The organism is Turicibacter sp. T129, from assembly GCF_025594975.1.
GTDB classification, from domain to species: domain Bacteria; phylum Bacillota_I; class Bacilli_A; order MOL361; family Turicibacteraceae; genus Turicibacter; species Turicibacter bilis.
Map to the genome: position 1 here is coordinate 1 of NZ_JAMQUU010000081.1, position 1,722 is coordinate 1,722.

Below are 1,722 nucleotides of genomic sequence, written 5' to 3' on the forward strand. Positions count from 1 at the left end.
AATAGGGGAGCTATAATAAAACTCCTTATATGCCTCCATCTTACCTGATACAAATAAATCGATAATCCCATATCGTAACTATTCAGCCACCAAGTAAACACCATCCGTTTCTTGGTGGTTTTGTTAATGATATGTAGTTTTACTGAACTACTTATCTGCTTGTAAAATTTGAGTTATAATATCCTTACTATTCCAACTTTAGAAGAAGGTGTCATCTTATGTCAGAATCTGAAATCATCAAAGTTTATCAGGAAGGGATTCAATCTGTTGTGACTTTAGTTCAAGGACTTTCCACTCAAATCTCTGAGTTATCTCAGACTGTTGAAAAACAAAATAAAACTATTTCTGATTTAGATGCTCGTCTTAAAAAACTTGAAAAACAATCAAATCAAACTAGTCAAAACAGTAGCTTACCTCCATCAACCGATGGTTTTAAAAAGACAAAAAGTTTACGTCAACCTTCAAACAAGAAACCGGGTGGTCAAGTTGGGCATCAGGGTTCAACCTTAAATAGGGTAGAAAATCCGGATCTTGTCGTCATACATCATCCACAAACTTGCCAAGGGTGTGGATGCCGTTTGGAGGATGTTGAGCCTGAAAAAACAATTCGACGTCAAGTCTTCGATTTATCTCCCTTAAACATTCAGGTCACTGAACATCGAGTCTTAATTAAAGTATGCCCTAACTGTTACTATAAAAATAAAGGAGCCTTTCCAAAACATGTCACGCAACCGACACAATATGGACCTCATTTAACCAGTGTACTCGCTTATTTAAGTCACTATCAATTGATTCCATTCAACCGTCTGAAACAATTGACTCAAGATATTTTTGGAGTGACGATTAGCCAAGGAACACTCGTGAATATGACGAAACGATTTTATGAGTTATTAGAAACGACTGAAGCGTCTATCAAAGAAAACCTTCTGGCATCAAGTTATCTTCATTTAGATGAAACAGGATGTTATGTCAATGGAAAGAGACAATGGCTTCATGTGACTTCAAATAAACGATATACTCACTACTTTGTTCATGAAAAACGTGGCTCTCAAGCCATTGAAGCGAATGGAATTCTTCCCTCTTTCAAAGGAACCGTCATCCATGATCATTGGACACCGTATTTTAAATATGATGATTGTACGCATGCTTTATGTAACGTTCATCATTTAAGAGAATTCAAAGGAATCATCGAGTTTGAGAACCAACAGTGGGCAAAAAACATGACTAAATTATTACTTGAAGCTAAAACTTATTCAGAAGAGACGGAATATCCTTTACCCTCATCTAAAATACAGGAGTTTGAGAAACGATACCAACAAATCATCGAAGAGGGTTACCGTGAGAATCCGTTAAAACCGCATGAAAAGAATACGGATTCCGTTCGATTACTCAATCGTTTATCGAAACGACAAGAAGAAGTATTAGAATTTCTATATCAAGTTGAAGTTCCGTTCGATAATAATTTAGCTGAGCGTGATGTCCGAATGACTAAGACGAAACAAAAAATATCAGGTTGTTTTCGAACAGAAAAAGGGGCTTATTATTTCGCACGAATCAGAGGGTTCATTTCAACTTGTCAAAAGCAAGGATTCAAGATCCTTGAAAGTATTGAAACCATTTTAAGAGGAAATACGATTCAATTTTCATAAAATACAAGAGGGGTACTTCATGAAATAGGTACCTCTTTTTAGCCTACCCTCTTATACTAGGCTGAATAGTTAC

The 1,722-nt window shown here is 36.1% G+C and carries 1 protein-coding gene; it reads left to right on the forward strand.

The window, feature by feature from the left end; genetic code table 11:
• Window positions 1–218 precede the first annotated feature (218 nt).
• The gene (gene tnpC / locus NEH75_RS12160) at window positions 219–1,649 is read left to right on the forward strand and encodes an IS66 family transposase (protein ID WP_262948929.1); all 1,431 of its coding nucleotides are present in this window, start codon (window positions 219–221) and stop codon (window positions 1,647–1,649) included.
• Window positions 1,650–1,722: the final 73 nt, after the last annotated feature.

What these genes read in the sequence shown, in the direction of transcription:
- tnpC (WP_262948929.1), top strand. Translation starts at nt 219, where the DNA reads ATGTCAGAATCTGAAATCATCAAAGTTTATCAGGAAGGGATTCAATCT.